This window comes from Hyalangium versicolor, from assembly GCF_020103695.1.
Taxonomy (GTDB): Bacteria; Myxococcota; Myxococcia; order Myxococcales; family Myxococcaceae; genus Hyalangium; species Hyalangium versicolor.
In genome coordinates, this window is record NZ_JAHXBF010000021.1 from 196,252 (window position 1) to 210,531 (window position 14,280).

11 protein-coding genes are annotated in these 14,280 nt (G+C 67.6%); 3 read left to right on the forward strand and 8 right to left on the reverse strand.

Annotated features, from left to right (window positions below; genetic code table 11):
• Positions 1-134 precede the first annotated feature (134 nt).
• Positions 135-1,730, forward strand: coding sequence for a methyl-accepting chemotaxis protein (locus KY501_RS37205; protein ID WP_224368626.1), 1,596 nt, complete (start codon positions 135-137; stop codon positions 1,728-1,730).
• Positions 1,731-1,760: 30 nt separating this feature from the next.
• Positions 1,761-2,651 (forward strand): tetratricopeptide repeat protein, encoded by an 891-nt coding sequence (locus KY501_RS37210; RefSeq protein WP_224368627.1) that lies wholly within the window; start codon positions 1,761-1,763, stop codon positions 2,649-2,651.
• A gap of 15 nt (positions 2,652-2,666) precedes the next feature.
• Here the strand turns inward: KY501_RS37210 and KY501_RS53370 are convergent, their stop codons facing one another.
• The 8 genes from KY501_RS53370 to KY501_RS37245 form a co-directional block, all read right to left on the reverse strand.
• On the reverse strand, positions 2,667-2,993 hold the full coding sequence (locus KY501_RS53370) for a DUF4276 family protein (RefSeq protein ID WP_309243030.1): 327 nt from the start codon (positions 2,991-2,993) through the stop codon (positions 2,667-2,669).
• Entirely contained in the window at positions 2,990-3,328 is a 339-nt protein-coding gene (locus KY501_RS53375; protein WP_255637136.1) for a DUF4276 family protein, read from the reverse strand. Before KY501_RS53375 ends, KY501_RS53370 begins: the two co-directional genes overlap by 4 nt.
• A gap of 3 nt (positions 3,329-3,331) precedes the next feature.
• Positions 3,332-4,462 carry an AAA family ATPase gene (locus KY501_RS37220; protein WP_224368628.1) on the reverse strand — a complete coding sequence of 377 codons (1,131 nt, stop codon included), beginning with the start codon at positions 4,460-4,462 and terminating at the stop codon, positions 3,332-3,334.
• An 86-nt stretch (positions 4,463-4,548) separates the two neighbouring features.
• Positions 4,549-7,251, reverse strand: a complete 2,703-nt coding sequence (locus tag KY501_RS37225) for a DUF748 domain-containing protein (protein WP_224368629.1) — start codon at positions 7,249-7,251, stop codon at positions 4,549-4,551.
• 211 nt (positions 7,252-7,462) lie between these two features.
• On the reverse strand, positions 7,463-10,027 hold the full coding sequence (locus KY501_RS37230; protein WP_224368630.1) for a DUF5916 domain-containing protein: 2,565 nt from the start codon (positions 10,025-10,027) through the stop codon (positions 7,463-7,465).
• A gap of 92 nt (positions 10,028-10,119) precedes the next feature.
• Positions 10,120-11,109, reverse strand: coding sequence for a 4-hydroxy-3-methylbut-2-enyl diphosphate reductase (locus KY501_RS37235; protein ID WP_224368631.1), 990 nt, complete (start codon positions 11,107-11,109; stop codon positions 10,120-10,122).
• Between the two features lie 94 nt (positions 11,110-11,203).
• Positions 11,204-13,303 carry a M56 family metallopeptidase gene (locus KY501_RS37240; protein ID WP_224368632.1) on the reverse strand — a complete coding sequence of 700 codons (2,100 nt, stop codon included), beginning with the start codon at positions 13,301-13,303 and terminating at the stop codon, positions 11,204-11,206.
• Positions 13,300-13,686: a BlaI/MecI/CopY family transcriptional regulator gene (locus KY501_RS37245; RefSeq protein ID WP_224368633.1), complete on the reverse strand. Its 387-nt coding sequence runs from the start codon at positions 13,684-13,686 to the stop codon at positions 13,300-13,302. Before KY501_RS37245 ends, KY501_RS37240 begins: the two co-directional genes overlap by 4 nt.
• 226 nt (positions 13,687-13,912) lie before the next feature.
• On the opposite strand from KY501_RS37245, the gene KY501_RS37250 reads away from it, so the two are divergent.
• On the forward strand, positions 13,913-14,206 hold the full coding sequence (locus KY501_RS37250; RefSeq protein ID WP_224368634.1) for a hypothetical protein: 294 nt from the start codon (positions 13,913-13,915) through the stop codon (positions 14,204-14,206).
• Positions 14,207-14,280: the final 74 nt, after the last annotated feature.

Consider the following 14,280-nt stretch of genomic DNA (forward strand, 5'->3'; position numbering starts at 1 on the left):
GATGTGTTGTCGAAGGTTGGATGCGGGGCACGCGCGGTGGGGAGTCCTTGAGTGGTGGGGGGATCAGACGGCTATCCTGCGGGGTAGGGTGTCCCTGCGCTGTGTGAGCCGCGGCGGGCGCTGGGTGAGAGTCGATGACGCTGACGTTCAAGCAAAAGATGATGTTGCTTCCGGGCCTGGCGGCGGTGTTCCTGCTGGCCATCCTGGTCATCTCCGTCGTGATCGGCTTCAAGACGACCGCGGCCCATGCGCGCATCGAGCAGGGCTATGCGCCAGCGCTCGCGCAGAGCCAGGAGATGATGGCGCAGCTGCAGACGCTGCACCACGAGCTGCAAGACGCGGTGGTGATGAAGGAGACGCGCCGGCTCGAGCCGATGCGGGCCCTGGGGCGCAAGCTCGCCGCGAGCCTGGAGAGCGCGCACCGCAACCCGGTGCTGAGCACGCAGCACCTCGCGGTGTTGCAGCAGGACTTCGGGCTGTACCAGCAGGAGCTGGAGCAGGCGGTGGAGCTGCACGCCCGGGGGGATGCGCAGGCCGAGGCCTCGCTCACGCGGGTGAACACGCGCTTCGAGTCCCTGCAGCGCGCGCTCCAGCTCATGGTGGATGAGCACCGCCGGGGGCTGGAGGACGCCTTCTACCGGGCGCGGCTGGCGGGCTACCGGAGCCGGATCCTGATCGGCGTGCTGGTGGCGCTGTGCATCCTGCTGCTGGCGGGCTCGGCATGGTGGATGGTGCGCGAGGTGGCCGAGCCGCTGGAGCGGCTGTCGAAGACGGCCGCGCGCATTGCCTTCGAAGGGGACCTGACGCTCAACATCGACGTGAACGCCCGGGACGAGGTGGGCAGTCTGGCCATGAGCCTGGAGGCGTTGGTGAACCGGCTGCGCTCGGTGCCGGTGGCGCTGCAGGGGCTGGTGGGCGAGCTGACCATGGCCTCCGAGCGGCTGACGAAGGTGAGCCAGGAGCAGATCAACTTCCTCACCGAGCAGGCGCGCAGCCTGTCCGAGGCCGGCACGACGATGGCGGAGATCGCCCAGACGTCCAGCATGGCCTCCAGCCGCGCGGAGACGGTGCTCAACGAGGCCGAGCGGGCCGACAGCTTCACCGCCGCCAGCCAGCGGACCATCGAACTGAGCGCGCAAGGGCTGGAGCAGATCCGCCAACGCGTGAGCGCGATGGTGGGCAGCATCGGCCAGTTGTCCGAGCAGGCCGTGCACGCGCGCGAAATCATTGGCAGCGTGAAGGACCTGGCGGACCAGAGCAACGTGCTGGCGCTGAACGCGGCCATCGAGGCCTCGCGCGCGGGCGAGGGCGGGCGCGGGTTCTCGGTGGTGGCGCGCGAGATGCGGGCCCTGAGCGGCCAGTCGCTGCAGCGCACCGAGCGCATCGGGAGGATCCTCCTCGACATCAACACGGCCATCCGGCAGGCGGTCGCCTCCGCCGAGGACGACAGCAAGCAGATGGAAGCGGGCATCGACCAGGTGCTCTCCTCGGCCAACCAGCTCAAGGAGATCACCAGCGTGATGCAGCAGAGCAGCAACGCGGCGCGGCAGATCGTCGCCTCGGTGACGCAGCAGAACGCCGGCATCTCGCAGATGACGGATGTGATGACGCAGCTGTCGGGCATGATGGGCGACGTGGTGCTGGCGACGACGACGGCCGAGGAGGCCGTGGGGCAGATCAACGCCACGGTGTCCCAGTTGCGGAAGATCGTCTCCGAGTTCCGCGTGTAGACTACCCCCCCACGACGAAGGGGGTTGCGCATGCGCTCGTCACACCGTGGAGGGTTGCTGGCGTGGGGCCTGATCCTGGGGCTCGCTCCGGCGGCCTGGGGACAGGGAGAGTTCTCCGTGGGCCCGCAGAAGGAGAAGCCCGTGAAGGAGGGCGCCGCGCCTCCGGCCCAGGAACCTCCGGCTCCTGCGCGAAAGGAGGCCAAGGCCTCGGCCAGGGAGCGCCCGCCGGCTCCCCCTCCGCAGCAGCGCACCCCGGAGACTGATGCGGTGGACAGGTGCCGGCCGCTGACGAACGGGAAGGCCGGACAGCTGGCCAGCCAGGCGGGAGAGGCGCTCGAGAATCGGCGCTACTTCCCGGCGATGAAGCTGCTCAGCGACGCGTTGAGGCTGCAGCCCGATGCGGGCGCGCTGCACCTGGCGATGGCGGCGGCGTTGGCCCGGGTGGGGGAGGTGGGGCATGCCGCGAGACAATTCGAGGACTTCCTCCAGGCCTGCCCCAAGCACGCAAGGGTGGCCACGGTCCGGAAGCTGCTCGACGCGTACCACCATACGAAGGGGGCCCAGGCTTTCGCCGCGTCCGAGGTGGACGAGCTCGCCCAGAGCCTGTTCGCCGAGGAGGAGGGCGAGGCCCTGTGTGACGAGAGCCAGCTCCCCCAGGAGGTGCGCGGTGCCTACGACGAGGGAGTCCGGTTGTTGAATGCGGGCAAGTACGCTCGGGCGGCAGACTCCTTCCGGCACGTGCTGGAGCAGGAGCCGAGATCCGCGATGGCTCGGCTCATGTTGGGCTCGGCGTATGCCCAGATGGACAAGCAGGACGAGGCGGCGCAGGCGTACATGAGCTTCCTCACGCTCTGCCCGGATCATCCCCGGGCCCAGGAGGTCCGCGAACGGGTCCAGGCCTCGGGAGTGGAGGCTCCCTGACGGAGTAGAGGCTCTCTATGCCAGCGCTTCGAGATTGCTGAGCCACTGATGGAAGTGGGGGCACGACGCGCGAATGGCTGGGAGCCCGATCTCAAGGACCGCGAGAGGGCCATGAAAAGTCTTCTGATAGCGCGGGTAGGCCTGGAGGATTCGCTTGGAGGGGGCTGTCGTGGGATCTTCGTTGATCTCCTCGGGAGAGCTGACACCGGCCCGATGCTGTTCAAGTGCCGCGATCGCATCGGGCGCATCCGAGAAGACCCACGTGCACCGGGTGGGATCCGTGAAGATGAATGCCTCGAATTCGTGCAGCATGAAATGCGGCAGGAAGCGAGGATGATTCACTGCGGAGCCGAGAGCACGCTCTGCATGAGCGACGCGCTCGTAGCAGTTCCCCGCCAGGAGGGGGCCATTCCTGGGAAGTCACGCGGCAAGCCATAGAAGTCGAAGAGCGTGGTCACCTTCACCGCGTTGCTATCCCCCAGAAGCATCAGCAGATTCTGCTTCACCGGCCCAAAGCGGATGATGCCGCCCTTGTTCTTCTCGCCTGTCTCCAGGCGGCTCGTGACGACGATCACGGGTTGAAGCGCCAGCCCAAGTGAAACCAGATGGGGCGCTAGGACTTCTCGGACGAAGGTTTCCTCTGTCTGTCCCTCTACCAGGATGAGGATGCGCTTCATGGCTCAGCCAGGTCTCCCGCCGAGAACATTCTTCTCCCAGAGCTCGCCCAGGCTGTAGCTCTCCAGCCAGGACTCCAACGCTTCAGAGGAGAGACGCCGGAACTCCGAGGCGCCATCCTTGCGGTCCACCACGATGAGTTGCTCTGGGGTGAACTGGTTCACGAGCGTCACGGACTGTGTGGAGAGGATGACCTGGGCTTCGTGGGACGCGCTGCGGACAAGTCCGGCGAGGAGTTGGATGGCGTATGGATGCAGGCCCAGTTCGGGTTCATCGACGATGATGAGCGACGGCAGATCAGGTTGGAGTAACAGCGTGGCCAGGCAGATGAAGCGCAGCGTGCCGTCAGAGAGCGCATGGGCGTTGAAGTAGGAGTCGGAGTTCTTCTCGGACCACTCGAGCTGAATCTTCTGCTCGTTGAACGGGCTGGGCCTTAGCCGGAAGTCATCAAAGAAGGGCGCGGCCAGACGCACGGTGGAAACGATGCGCCGGTAGTTGTCTGGATGCTTCGACTTGAGCAGATACAGGAATGCAGCGAGATTCGAGGCATCGGGGCGAAGTGCTTCGTTGTCCCCGATGTCGCCTGTGAGCTTCACCTTGGCGGCGGAACTGGTGTCGTGGAAGTGATACACGCGCACTCCCCGGAGCAGGTCCAGGATCTCCCGCCTCAAGGAGTACTCGTCAGCACTTGCCGGTTCGCTGGCACCGGCGTTGAAGCTTGGGACATCTCCCAGGAGAGAGGATTCCTTCTGCGGCTCACCCGTGAAGGGGGGGAGCATGATACTCCAGTCCTTGGGGGTGCGCCTCCATTCTTCTCCCGCGAAGAACAGCAGATCGCTGGCTGATGGAGCCAGTGCCGCCCTGTACGAGAAGTCTCCAGGAGAGAAGTGAAGACGCAGCGATAACGCGGTTGTTCGTTTGGCACCGAAGTGCAGCAATGAATCAGCGCCGCCTGCTTCGAGCACGTGGCGCTGCAGTTGTCCCGCGATCATTCTCTGGAGAAGGGCAAAGACGGAGATGAAGTTGCTCTTCCCCGCCCCGTTGGCGCCGATGAGCACGTTCACGCGTCCCAGCTCCAGCTTCATCCACTGGATGGACTTGAAGCCCTCGATTTCAATTTGGTCCAGCGTGGGCATCGATCGTGCTCACCTTACCCCTCGCCAAGAGGCGAGGGGATTTTCTCTCGGTTCGACGGCTCCCGACCGTTGCAGGCCAGAAGCCCTCATTTCCCGAGGATGCCGCGCAGGCGCTTCTTGGTCTCTTCCTCGGCCTTCTTCTTCGCCTTCTCCTGCTCGGCCTTGGCTGCCGCCTCCAGCTTCGCCTTCTCCTCGGCGGCCTTCGCCTCCAGCTCCTTCTTCTTCTTCTCAGCCTCCTCGCGCGCGGCCTGCTCTCCACCGGTGATGACCTGCTGCACCTGCTTGCCCTTCTCGCCCAGCAGCTGCCCGGCCAGCCCCGCCGCCGCCTGCTTCGCGATGGCCGTCACCGCCGGCTTCACGTCCAGCCCCGTCACCTCCGGGCTCCACGCCGGACCCGTCACCTTCAGCGTCACGGGGATGGCCTCGCCTGGAGTCACCTTCCCCAGCGTGAGCTTGTTGATGGTCTGCGGCGTCAGGTCCACCGTGCCGTTCAGATCCAGCACGCCATCCAGCCGGATGCCGCCCTCGAACTTCATGGCCGCCTCCGGCCGCGTCCAGGTGATGGGCTTCTCCAACTGCGCCACGCCGTTCTTGATCTCCACGCCGAATGGCAGGTTCTCGCCCAGTGACGTCAGGTCCCCGCTCTGGAGCGCCTTGGCCGTGAAGGGCAGCGCCTTGGCCAGGGGCTCGGAGACCTTGGAGAGCACGTCCACACCCAGGAACGAGCTGTCCTCCAGGTTGCCGTTGATGGCGCCCAGCAGCGTCTCCTTGAGCTTGTCCGGCGTGTAGCCCACACCCTGCAGGTCCACGTTCCCGTTGAACTTGCCCGTCATCACCTTCTTCGGCGTGCGCGAGGCCAGCACTTGGCCAACGTCCACCTTCTGCATCTGCACCTTCGCCGTGAACGGGCGCTTCTCTGGCAGAGGCCCCAGGTTCACCTGCGTGCCGTCCGCCACCACCGTGCCGCCGTAGGCCACCGTGGAGAACTTCTCGATCTTGATCAGGTCATCCACCATGGTGATGTGGGCCACCATGTTGGACATGTCCATCTCGCTGTAGCGCAGCGAGGCCACCTGGAACTTCATGTCCCCGCGGTACCCGTTGAAGCGCGTCGCATCGGCCGAGGGCGCCGGCAGCACGCCGTTGTTGCGCGCCATCACCTCTTCGTCCTTCATCAGCAGCGCGTCCGCGTTCAGCCGCTGCGCCTTCATGTCCAGGGCGAAGCCCGTCGTCTGCTTCTTGCCCGTGCCCGCCAGCGCCACCGAGGCCGTGCCGCTCAGCGTGTCCTCCAGCACGTTCGCCGTGAGCTGGCTGACGTCCACCTTCATCCCATCCTTCGTGGGCTGGTACGTACCCGCCGCCGTCACGCCGAGCCGCTGCCCCGGCCCCTTGTTCAGCAGCAGGCCCGGGCGCAGGTCCGCGCCGTCCAGGTTCGCCTTCGCGTTGAAGCGCAGCGCCCCGCCGCTGGCCGCCGCACCGGCGATGCTCGCCGTGAGCTGCATCGCCGCCCCCGCCTCCTTGGAGAGCTGCTCGGGCACGCGCAGCCGCACCGGCGTCAGGTCCACCTCCAGGTTCAGCGCCTGCGCCTCCTGCGTGCCGCTGCCCTTCACCGAGAGCCCCACCGGCCCGGCGATCATCCCGTTGAGCTGCTTCTTCAGCGGCGGGTAGTACTCCGTGAGCACCGCCGGATCCAGGTCATGGCTCGTCAGCTCGAAGCCCTCTACCGCGGGCGAGCCTCCCAGCATCCCCTTCACCTTGCCCTTGCCGCTGATCCCCGCGGGCCCGAAGTCCAGCTTGAACCGATCCAGCGCCAGGTCTCCAGCCGCCAGGTCCGCCTTCACATCCGTGTCCAACACCACGTCCAGCGCCTTGCCGCCCTCGGCGCCCGCGAACTTCAGCCCCAGCGCCTTGATGACGCCATCCAGCCGCGTGGCGCCCTTGCCTCCGGGCACCGCGCCGCCCAGCTCCGCCTTCCAATCCGCCGTCAGCGTACCCGCTTGGAAGCCCACGCTCGGCGGCAGGTACGGGCCGAGCGGCGCCAGGTCGATGCTCTCGGCCTTCAGCGTGACGCGCTCCGGCGTGGGAATCAGCGTGGGAGGCAGCGGCGAGGCCCCCAGCGTCACGAAGAAATTCTGCTTCTGCGCCAGCACCGCCGCCGCCAGCGTCACCTCCAGCGGCTCGCCCACGCGCAGGTCCTTCACCTCGATGTCCAGGTCCGAGATGGCCAACTCCTGCGCCTTGCTCCCGGAGCGATCCACGAAGCGGATGGTGCCGTCGGTGAGCGCGGCCCGCTCCACGCGGACGCCGGACAGGTCCGTGGGCGGCTTCTCCTCCTCGGGCTTCTCCTCCTCCGGCTTCTGCTGCTGGGCCAGCTTGTCCATCAGCCGCTGCACGTTGGTGGTGCCGTCCGCCAGGCGAATGACGTTGACGGTGAGCCCTGTCACCTCGGCGTTGAGCACCTGGATGTCCTTGCCCTTCGAGCGCAGCAGCGGCATGGCCGCCACGCGCACGTCCAGGTTCTTCAGCTGCGTCAGCGGCAGCTCCTCGCCCTCGGCGGGGCCCACGGTGACGTCATCCACGTCCACGCCCACGTGAGGGAATAGCTTCGTGGAGATGTCTCCAATCTCCACCGGGCGCCCCAACTGCTGTGAGAGCGTGGCCGCCTGCGCGCGCGCTTGCGTCAGCAGGATGGCATCCAGCCGCCACAGCACGATGGCCACCACGGCCACCAGCACGACGACAATGCCCCCGAGCACATAGGGCCAGCGCCTCTTCTTCTGAGCCTCCATCGCTTGCTACCTCCTCCTACAACCAGACCCGCAGCCTCCGGCGCGGCTCGGGTGACCTGTCGGGGCCGGAACCTAACCACCTTTGGTAACTCCTACAGCCCCTGACGTGAGGGGATGCGAAAGAGTTCAAGGTTCTCGGGGTAAGGAGGGGTAGCAGGGATGCTCAGCGAGCGGGCTCGCCAGGGCTGGAATCCATTGAAGGGCCGGGCGCTCAGGCGGTCCAGTAGTAGCTCCACTTGAGCATCACCGCATCCGTAGCGGGGCCGGCGAACAGGCGCCGGGGCCGCAGAGTGGCGGGCGGCACGTCTCCGTCGGGAGTGGGCAGCCCCAGCTGCGAGCGCGTGTAGACGAAGAAGAGGGTGGAGCCCAGCCGGTACTCCCAGCGCAGCACCAGGTTGAGGTTGAGCGCCACGTCATAGAAGTTGTCCGCCTGGCCCTCGGTGGGCTTCATGTCCGAGAAGCGGATGGTGCGGCGGCTCGCGTCGGACTCGGCCTGGAAGAAGGGGCCGTACACGCCATAGTCGCTGAAGAGCTGGGCATAGCCCTGCAGCGTGAGGTTCGGGCTCAGCACCCACTGCTGGCGCAGGGTGACGGAGAGGAAGTTGGACTGGAGGTCTCCCAGAAGGAAGCCGAACTCCCCCACCCGGTCCACGAAGCGGGGGGAGAACTCGGTGCGATCCACCTCCAGCTCCAGGCGCGTCTCCAGCGCCGGGTGGGGCCGCATCGAGAGGGCCAGCTCTCCGCCCCAGCCCCAGGCGCCGGGGGAGGGGCCTCGCTCGTGGTGGCCCACGACGACGTAGCCGTTGGCCGAGAGCGGCCGATTGCCATTGGTCTCCCAGAAGATGTCGGCGAAGGTGCTGAGCTCCTGTTGCAGCGGCACGCCCGTGTCATCCAGCTCGCGGATGTCGTAGCCGCCCATGTTCGCGCCGCACTCCACACCGATCAGATCGAAGCTGGGCAGCATGATCCCGGAGTTGAAGTTCACCCAGCTGCCCCGATTCACGGCGCGCCCGTCCGTGGTCCAGCCCGAGCCGCCATTGAGGTTGACGAAGAGCTCCTTGAGCGGGCCGATGCCGTTGGGCCGCTGGTAGCGCAGCCCGAAGCGGGGCGCGTGCTGGTTCTGGGTCCGCTGGTAGCCGGTGGCGTTCAAGTCCAGCGTGGGCGTGGCGAAGTCGTAGCCCACGTCCCAGCGGAAGCCCTCGCCGCCCATCTTCCCCGCGCGCAGGTAGCCGCCGTAGCCCGCGGAGCCCGGACGCAGCACCGTGCCGTCCGGCAGGAGGCGCTCGGGCAGCCCGCCCACCGTGCGGCTGGCGCTCATCTGTCCCAGCACGCTGTACTCGCTGTTGGCGGTCTTCACATCGAAGTCCGCCGCGGCCGCAATGCCTCCGCGGGCCAGACACTCCGCGGGTTGATCCTCCTCGTCCAGCGCGGCCTCCTCGGCCGTGCAGCCCCGGACCAGCGGGGTGGCCGAGGCGAAGGTGCCGCCGATGCGCGAGTTGCTCCCCACCGCGCCTCGGGCCACAGCAGCCAGGAAGTTGGTGGGAGGCAGCGGGTTGGTGGGCAGCGCGCTGTCGGGGCCCATGTGCAGCGGCCGGGCCGAGTGCAGGCGCCAGCGCCGATCCGGGTGATCCTCGTCCTGCTCCCGCCAGGGGCCGGTGACGAGCGCATCCAGCACGCCGATCTCCACCCCTCGGGTGACGGTGCCGGTGAGCTTCGCCGCGCCGAGGATGGGCGTCTCCAGGCCGATGCGCCGCGAGTAGAAGAGGGACTGGGAGACGGTGCCCGTCTCGTAGCCCACGGCCTGGAAGAGCTCCAGGCCCTGCGTGAAGAAGGTGCGCTTCTCCGGGAAGAAGGCCTCGAAGGTGGACAGGTTGAGGATGAGCTGATCGGCCTCCACCTGCCCGAAGTCCGGGTTGAAGGTGGCGTTGAGCGCCAGGTCGCTGCTGAGTGAGGCCTTCAAGTCCAACCCCACATCCAGCGTCGGATCCCACATGCGCGGGTGGGGCAGGGACTCGTCCGAGAACTGGGGCCTCAGGGCGCTGCGCGTGGCCAGGTACGGCACCAGCTCCAGCGCGCGCCGGGGCTTGACGCCCTGCATGCCCGTGAGGTGCCCCAGCCGCGACACGTTCGCATTGCTGGTGCGCGGGTTGTCCACGGATTCGATCTCCTCGTTGAGCCGGGCGATCTGCCGGCGCACGGAGAAGCCCCACGTCTGCACCTCGGCATCGGGGAAGCGCAGCACGGACAGGGGGATGGCGAACTCGGCGGCCCACCCATCCGGCAGGGCGCTCGTGGCGCCGTCCCACACGCCGTCCCAGTCCGCGGTGTAATTGCGATCGTCGAAGAAGAGCCCGTCCCCGTGCACGCCGCCCGCCGTCAACGTGAAGGCGTACGCGGTGCGGTGATCATGCGTGGAGTCGATGATGAGCTGCACCTGGTCCGTGGTGAGCGTGGTGTCCCGCCGGCCCAAACGCCTATCGATGAGTTGCGGCTTCGAGTCCCGGGCAATGACACCGAAGTAGACGTAGTCCGAGTCGTAGAGGATGCGCAGCTCGGTGCGCTCGCTGGGAGTGCCGCCGGCGGTGGGGAAGCGCTGGACGAAGGCATCGAAGAGGGGGGCGTTCGCCCAGCAGTCCTCGTCCAGCTTCCCGTCGATGTGGATGGAGCCGTGCTTGGGAGCCGACGGGATGAACTGATTGCGGCCGGGCCCTTCCACCGCCGCGTGGGCTGCCATGGCGGACAGCAGCATCGCGAGCCCCAGCCCCTGGCGCAGCATGTCAATCCCCCTGATCTCGCGCACAGATGGTCCGTGACGACTCGTGAGCTTCCCGGGTGCGGCACGCAGAACGTACGAGAGTACCATCCATTTCACGGTTTCTTTCGTGTGTCACTCCCACCCTTGCGGCCAGACAGGGAGCGCATGAATTCCGAGTCGATTCCGTGAATACGCAGGCTGATCAGCTCTTTCGATGTGACATCTGGATAACCCATGCCGCGGATTTCCTGGATGAACTGGGGTGTCACGCCGTGGATGCGGAAGGCCATCAGGTCGTCCTGGGAGATGGAGGAAAAGCCCATTCCACGGATCTCCTGGACGAACTGGGGTGTCACGCCGTGGATGCGCAGGGCGGTGAGGCCGTCCGGCGACAAATCCTTGAACCCGAGCGCGCGCATCTCCCGGATGAACTGGGGCGTCACGCCGTGGATGCTCATGGCTTTCAGGTCCTCGATGTCCAGGTTCTTGTAGCCCTCGGCGGCCAGCTCGCGGATGCGCTCGGGCGTCACGCCGTGGATGCGGCATTGGACGAGCTGCTGGAGGGACAGCTTCGTGTAGCCGAGCGAGCCGAGTGTCCGGATGAACTCGGGCGTCACGTTGAAGATGCCCACCTCGATCAGCTCCTTGAGGGGTATGTCCTTGTACCCGAGCGCCGCCAGCTCCTTCACCCGCGCGGTGGTGATGTCGAAGAGGGCGAGCGTGTAGTGCTCGTCCGGGGTGAGCTTCGGGTAGCCCAGGGAGGCCATGGCCTTGGCGTAGGACTCGCTGGGCTCGAACTGGTAGTGGCCCGCGCCCTGTCCGTTGGCGAAGCTGCCCTGGAACTGGAAGGTGCCCGCCTCGCGCCGCAGCTGGAAGGGGGCCGTGCTGCCCTCGCTGGTGGACAGGCCCTGGAAGGCCGCGAGGGGGATCTGCGTGCTCATCTGTCCGCGGTGCTCGCCCTGGGTGGTGCGGAGCGAGAGCTCGAGCTGGTTCTCCTCCACGCTGGCCGACCAGGTGCCGTTGTGCGTGGGAGCGGCGAGCGCGGGCGCGGCCACCAGGAGCAGCGCGGCGAGGAGGGGGAGGAAAGGCTGCTGCGATTTCATGACTTGGGCTCCTTCGAGCAAGGCACGGCCCTGCGGCGCGCGCTCGGGAGAGCGCGGCCGTGGGCACGGGCGTGGGTGGGAGGGGAGAGGGGGACTACTTCTTCTGCTGCATGCGGCGGATGAAGTCCGCGTCGATGCCGCTGGTGCGCAGGCGGACCAGCGCATCCACGGAGAGGTTCGTCAGGCCGGCGTCGCGCATCTGCTGGATGAAGCCCGTGTCCACGCCGATGGCGCGCAGCTCGACGAGCTCTTCGGCGGAGACATCCTTCAGGCCGGCGTCACGCAGCATGCCGATGTAGCTCGGGGTGACGCCCACGGCCTGGAACTGCACGAGCGTGTCCGCGTCGAGCTTCGAGTAGCCCACCTTGGACAGCTCGGCGATGGTCTCCGGCTTGACGCCCACGGCGCGCATCTGGGTCAGCTGCTCCAGATCCAGGCCCGTGTAGCCGGCGGCCTTCAGCCCGCGCAGGTAGGCCTCGTCCACGCCCACGGCGCGAGCGGCGGTGAGCTGGTCCGCGTCGAGCTTCGTGAAGCCCAGGGCCTTCATCTGGTCGATCCAGGCCGGGGTGACGTTCAGGTGCTTCATGGCCACCAGCTCGTCGGCGGGGACCTTCTGGCCGAAGCGGGCGTTCATCTCCTTCACGTACTCGGGGGTGATGCCCGCGTGGCCGAACTGCATCAGGTTGCCCACGGTGGGTTCATAGCCCATGCCCTTCACCGTCTCGACAGTCTCCGGAGAGACGCCCGCCACCTTCAGCGCGACGAGCTGATTCACCGAGAGCGGGCCCTTGCCCACGATCGTCTCCTCATCCACGTCGTCCTCGTCGTCCTTCCAATCGGGGTGCGGCTGGGGATTGGGGTTCGGGTTCACATGGACCTGCGGGTTCACATGGACCTGCGGGTTGAGCTGGGGCTGTGGGGCCGCGGCCATCTCACGTACGGGAACCTGGGCGGGAGCCGCAGCGGCAGGGGGAACTGTCACCGGCTCCGGGACGGGATCGGCCAGGGGCGCGATGACGGATGGAGCGGTCAGCTTCTCGATGAGAGACGAGGCTGAGGATGAGGATGAGGATGAGGAGGCCGGGCTCGCGGCGAGCACGGTGCCAGCCTCGCGGGCCGGGATCATCAGGACGGTGACGGGAGCTGCCACCGCCAGACTGCTCACCAGCGTGAGGACGGAGGCGCCCGCCACCCAGCGCGAGGAGCATCGCGAGGCGGGAGAGAGCACCAGCCGGCGCACGCGCTCCGGCAGCGAGCCGCCCAGCGCGGACATGGCGGGGCTCGGTGCGAGGGAGGGCATCACACGAAGCCCCTCCAGCGCGGTGAGGGCTCGGGCGTAGGAGAGGGAGTTGCCACTGGCGCCGGCGGCGATGTCATCGCAGCAGTGCTCGCGCTCCACGCGGATGACGTGGGACACCCACCAGACGGCCGGGTGGTAGAAGAGCAGCGTCTCCACGAGCGTCTGCGCCAGGTTCACCGCGAAGTCGTAGCGGCGGATGTGGGCCAGCTCGTGGGCGAGGATCATCTCGAGCTGCCGCGCGGGCAGGCCGGTGAGGGCGGAGGCGGGCAGCAGCACCACGGGGCGCAGCCAGCCCACGGCCGAGGGCACCTCCAGCGTCGCGGACTGGAGCAGGCGCACCGCGCGTTTCAGCCCCAGGCGGTGGGAGAGCGCCTCCAGCCGTTCCTGCCACTCGACGGGAGCGGGAGCCGACGCGTGAACCAACCGGCGCAGGCGCATCCAGCTCGCGAGCAGCCGCAGCGAGCACAGGGCCACGCCCACGCCCCATGCGAGCACGAGCCAGGGCAGGTTCTGTCCGACGAGTGAGAGGGCCCGTTCCATCAGGGGCTCGGATTCGGACGCGGATGCCACCACGGGCGCCGTGACTGAGGAGGACTTGCGAGGCGCCAGGGCTCGCGGAGCCATGGGACTGGCCGGGTTCGACACTTCGATCCTGGCCGCAGTGAAGGAGGGCGCCGCGGTCCGCTCCGACGCGGTGCTGTAGTGGCGCCAGCCTGTGGCGACAGGGAGCGCGAGCATCATCACCAGCGCGCCACAAGCCAGACCATAGCGGGCGGTGGCGGCACGGCGGCCGAGCACGCGCAGCGCCAGCGCCAACACCGCCGCGACGAGCGTGCCCTGCCACAGCAGATGCAGCAGCGCCCAGCCCAGGGACTCCAGGACGAAACCGCTCATGGCTCCACCTCCTGCTCCAGGGAATCGAGGAGGCGGCGCAATTCGGCCAGCTCCTCGGGGGAAGTCTTCTTCGAGGACAGTGCCTGCATGGCGAGCTGGGCCGGCGAGCCGCCGAAGGCGCGGTCCACCAGATCCACCACGAGCTGGCGCTGCGTCTTCTGCTGCGTCACGCGCGAGCTGTAGACGTGGGCTCGCTGGGACTCATCTCTCACCACGAGTCCCTTCTCGGTCATGATCTGCATCAGCTTGAGGACGGTGGTGTAGCCGCTTCCGTCCTGGAGGGCCTCGTGCACTTCTCGCACGGTGCTCGGCCCGCGCTCCCACAGCGCGCGGAGAATGGCCAGCTCCGCATCGGTGGGTCTCGGTAGCTTCGATTCGCTCATGACTCCCTCGGCGTCCATCGTTACCCGGATGAATATACGAAGGGGTTCGTAGATGTCAACGAAGGTCTTCGTAGATGGGGCGGGGCGAGGTGTATCGACGGGTGGGCAGGGGAGCCTTTGAGCCTGGTTGTCCACCAGGCACGGGTGGCTTGGTACCCGAGGTGGGGGTTCCCGAGGGAGGAGGGGTGATCCACCTTCCGGAGAGCATCAGACTCTGGAGGCGCCGATGGCGGAGACGACCACCGACAAGACGGAGAAGCAGGCAGCGGGGAAGCGCGGGGCGCGAGGCTCGAAGCGGAGCACGGGGCGCATCCAGGTGCGTCGGGACACGGCGGGGTACACGGCGGCGGCGCAGGAGCAGGCCGCGCGGGTGCGCGAGGAGATCGACTCGGCGCTGGCGGATGGGCAGCGGATCCGCGCGGAGATCGAAGCGCGCATCGAGACGCAGTGGCACAACAAGCCCGCGCCGCAAGCGGCTGCGCCGGCCAGGGGTGGGCGCCGTCGCCGCGAGAAGGCCTGAGCCGGGGTAGGACGTTCGGCGCGGTGATGAGGCTTGTCGGCGCTGTCCACGGCGTTGACAGCCGAGGGGCCTGA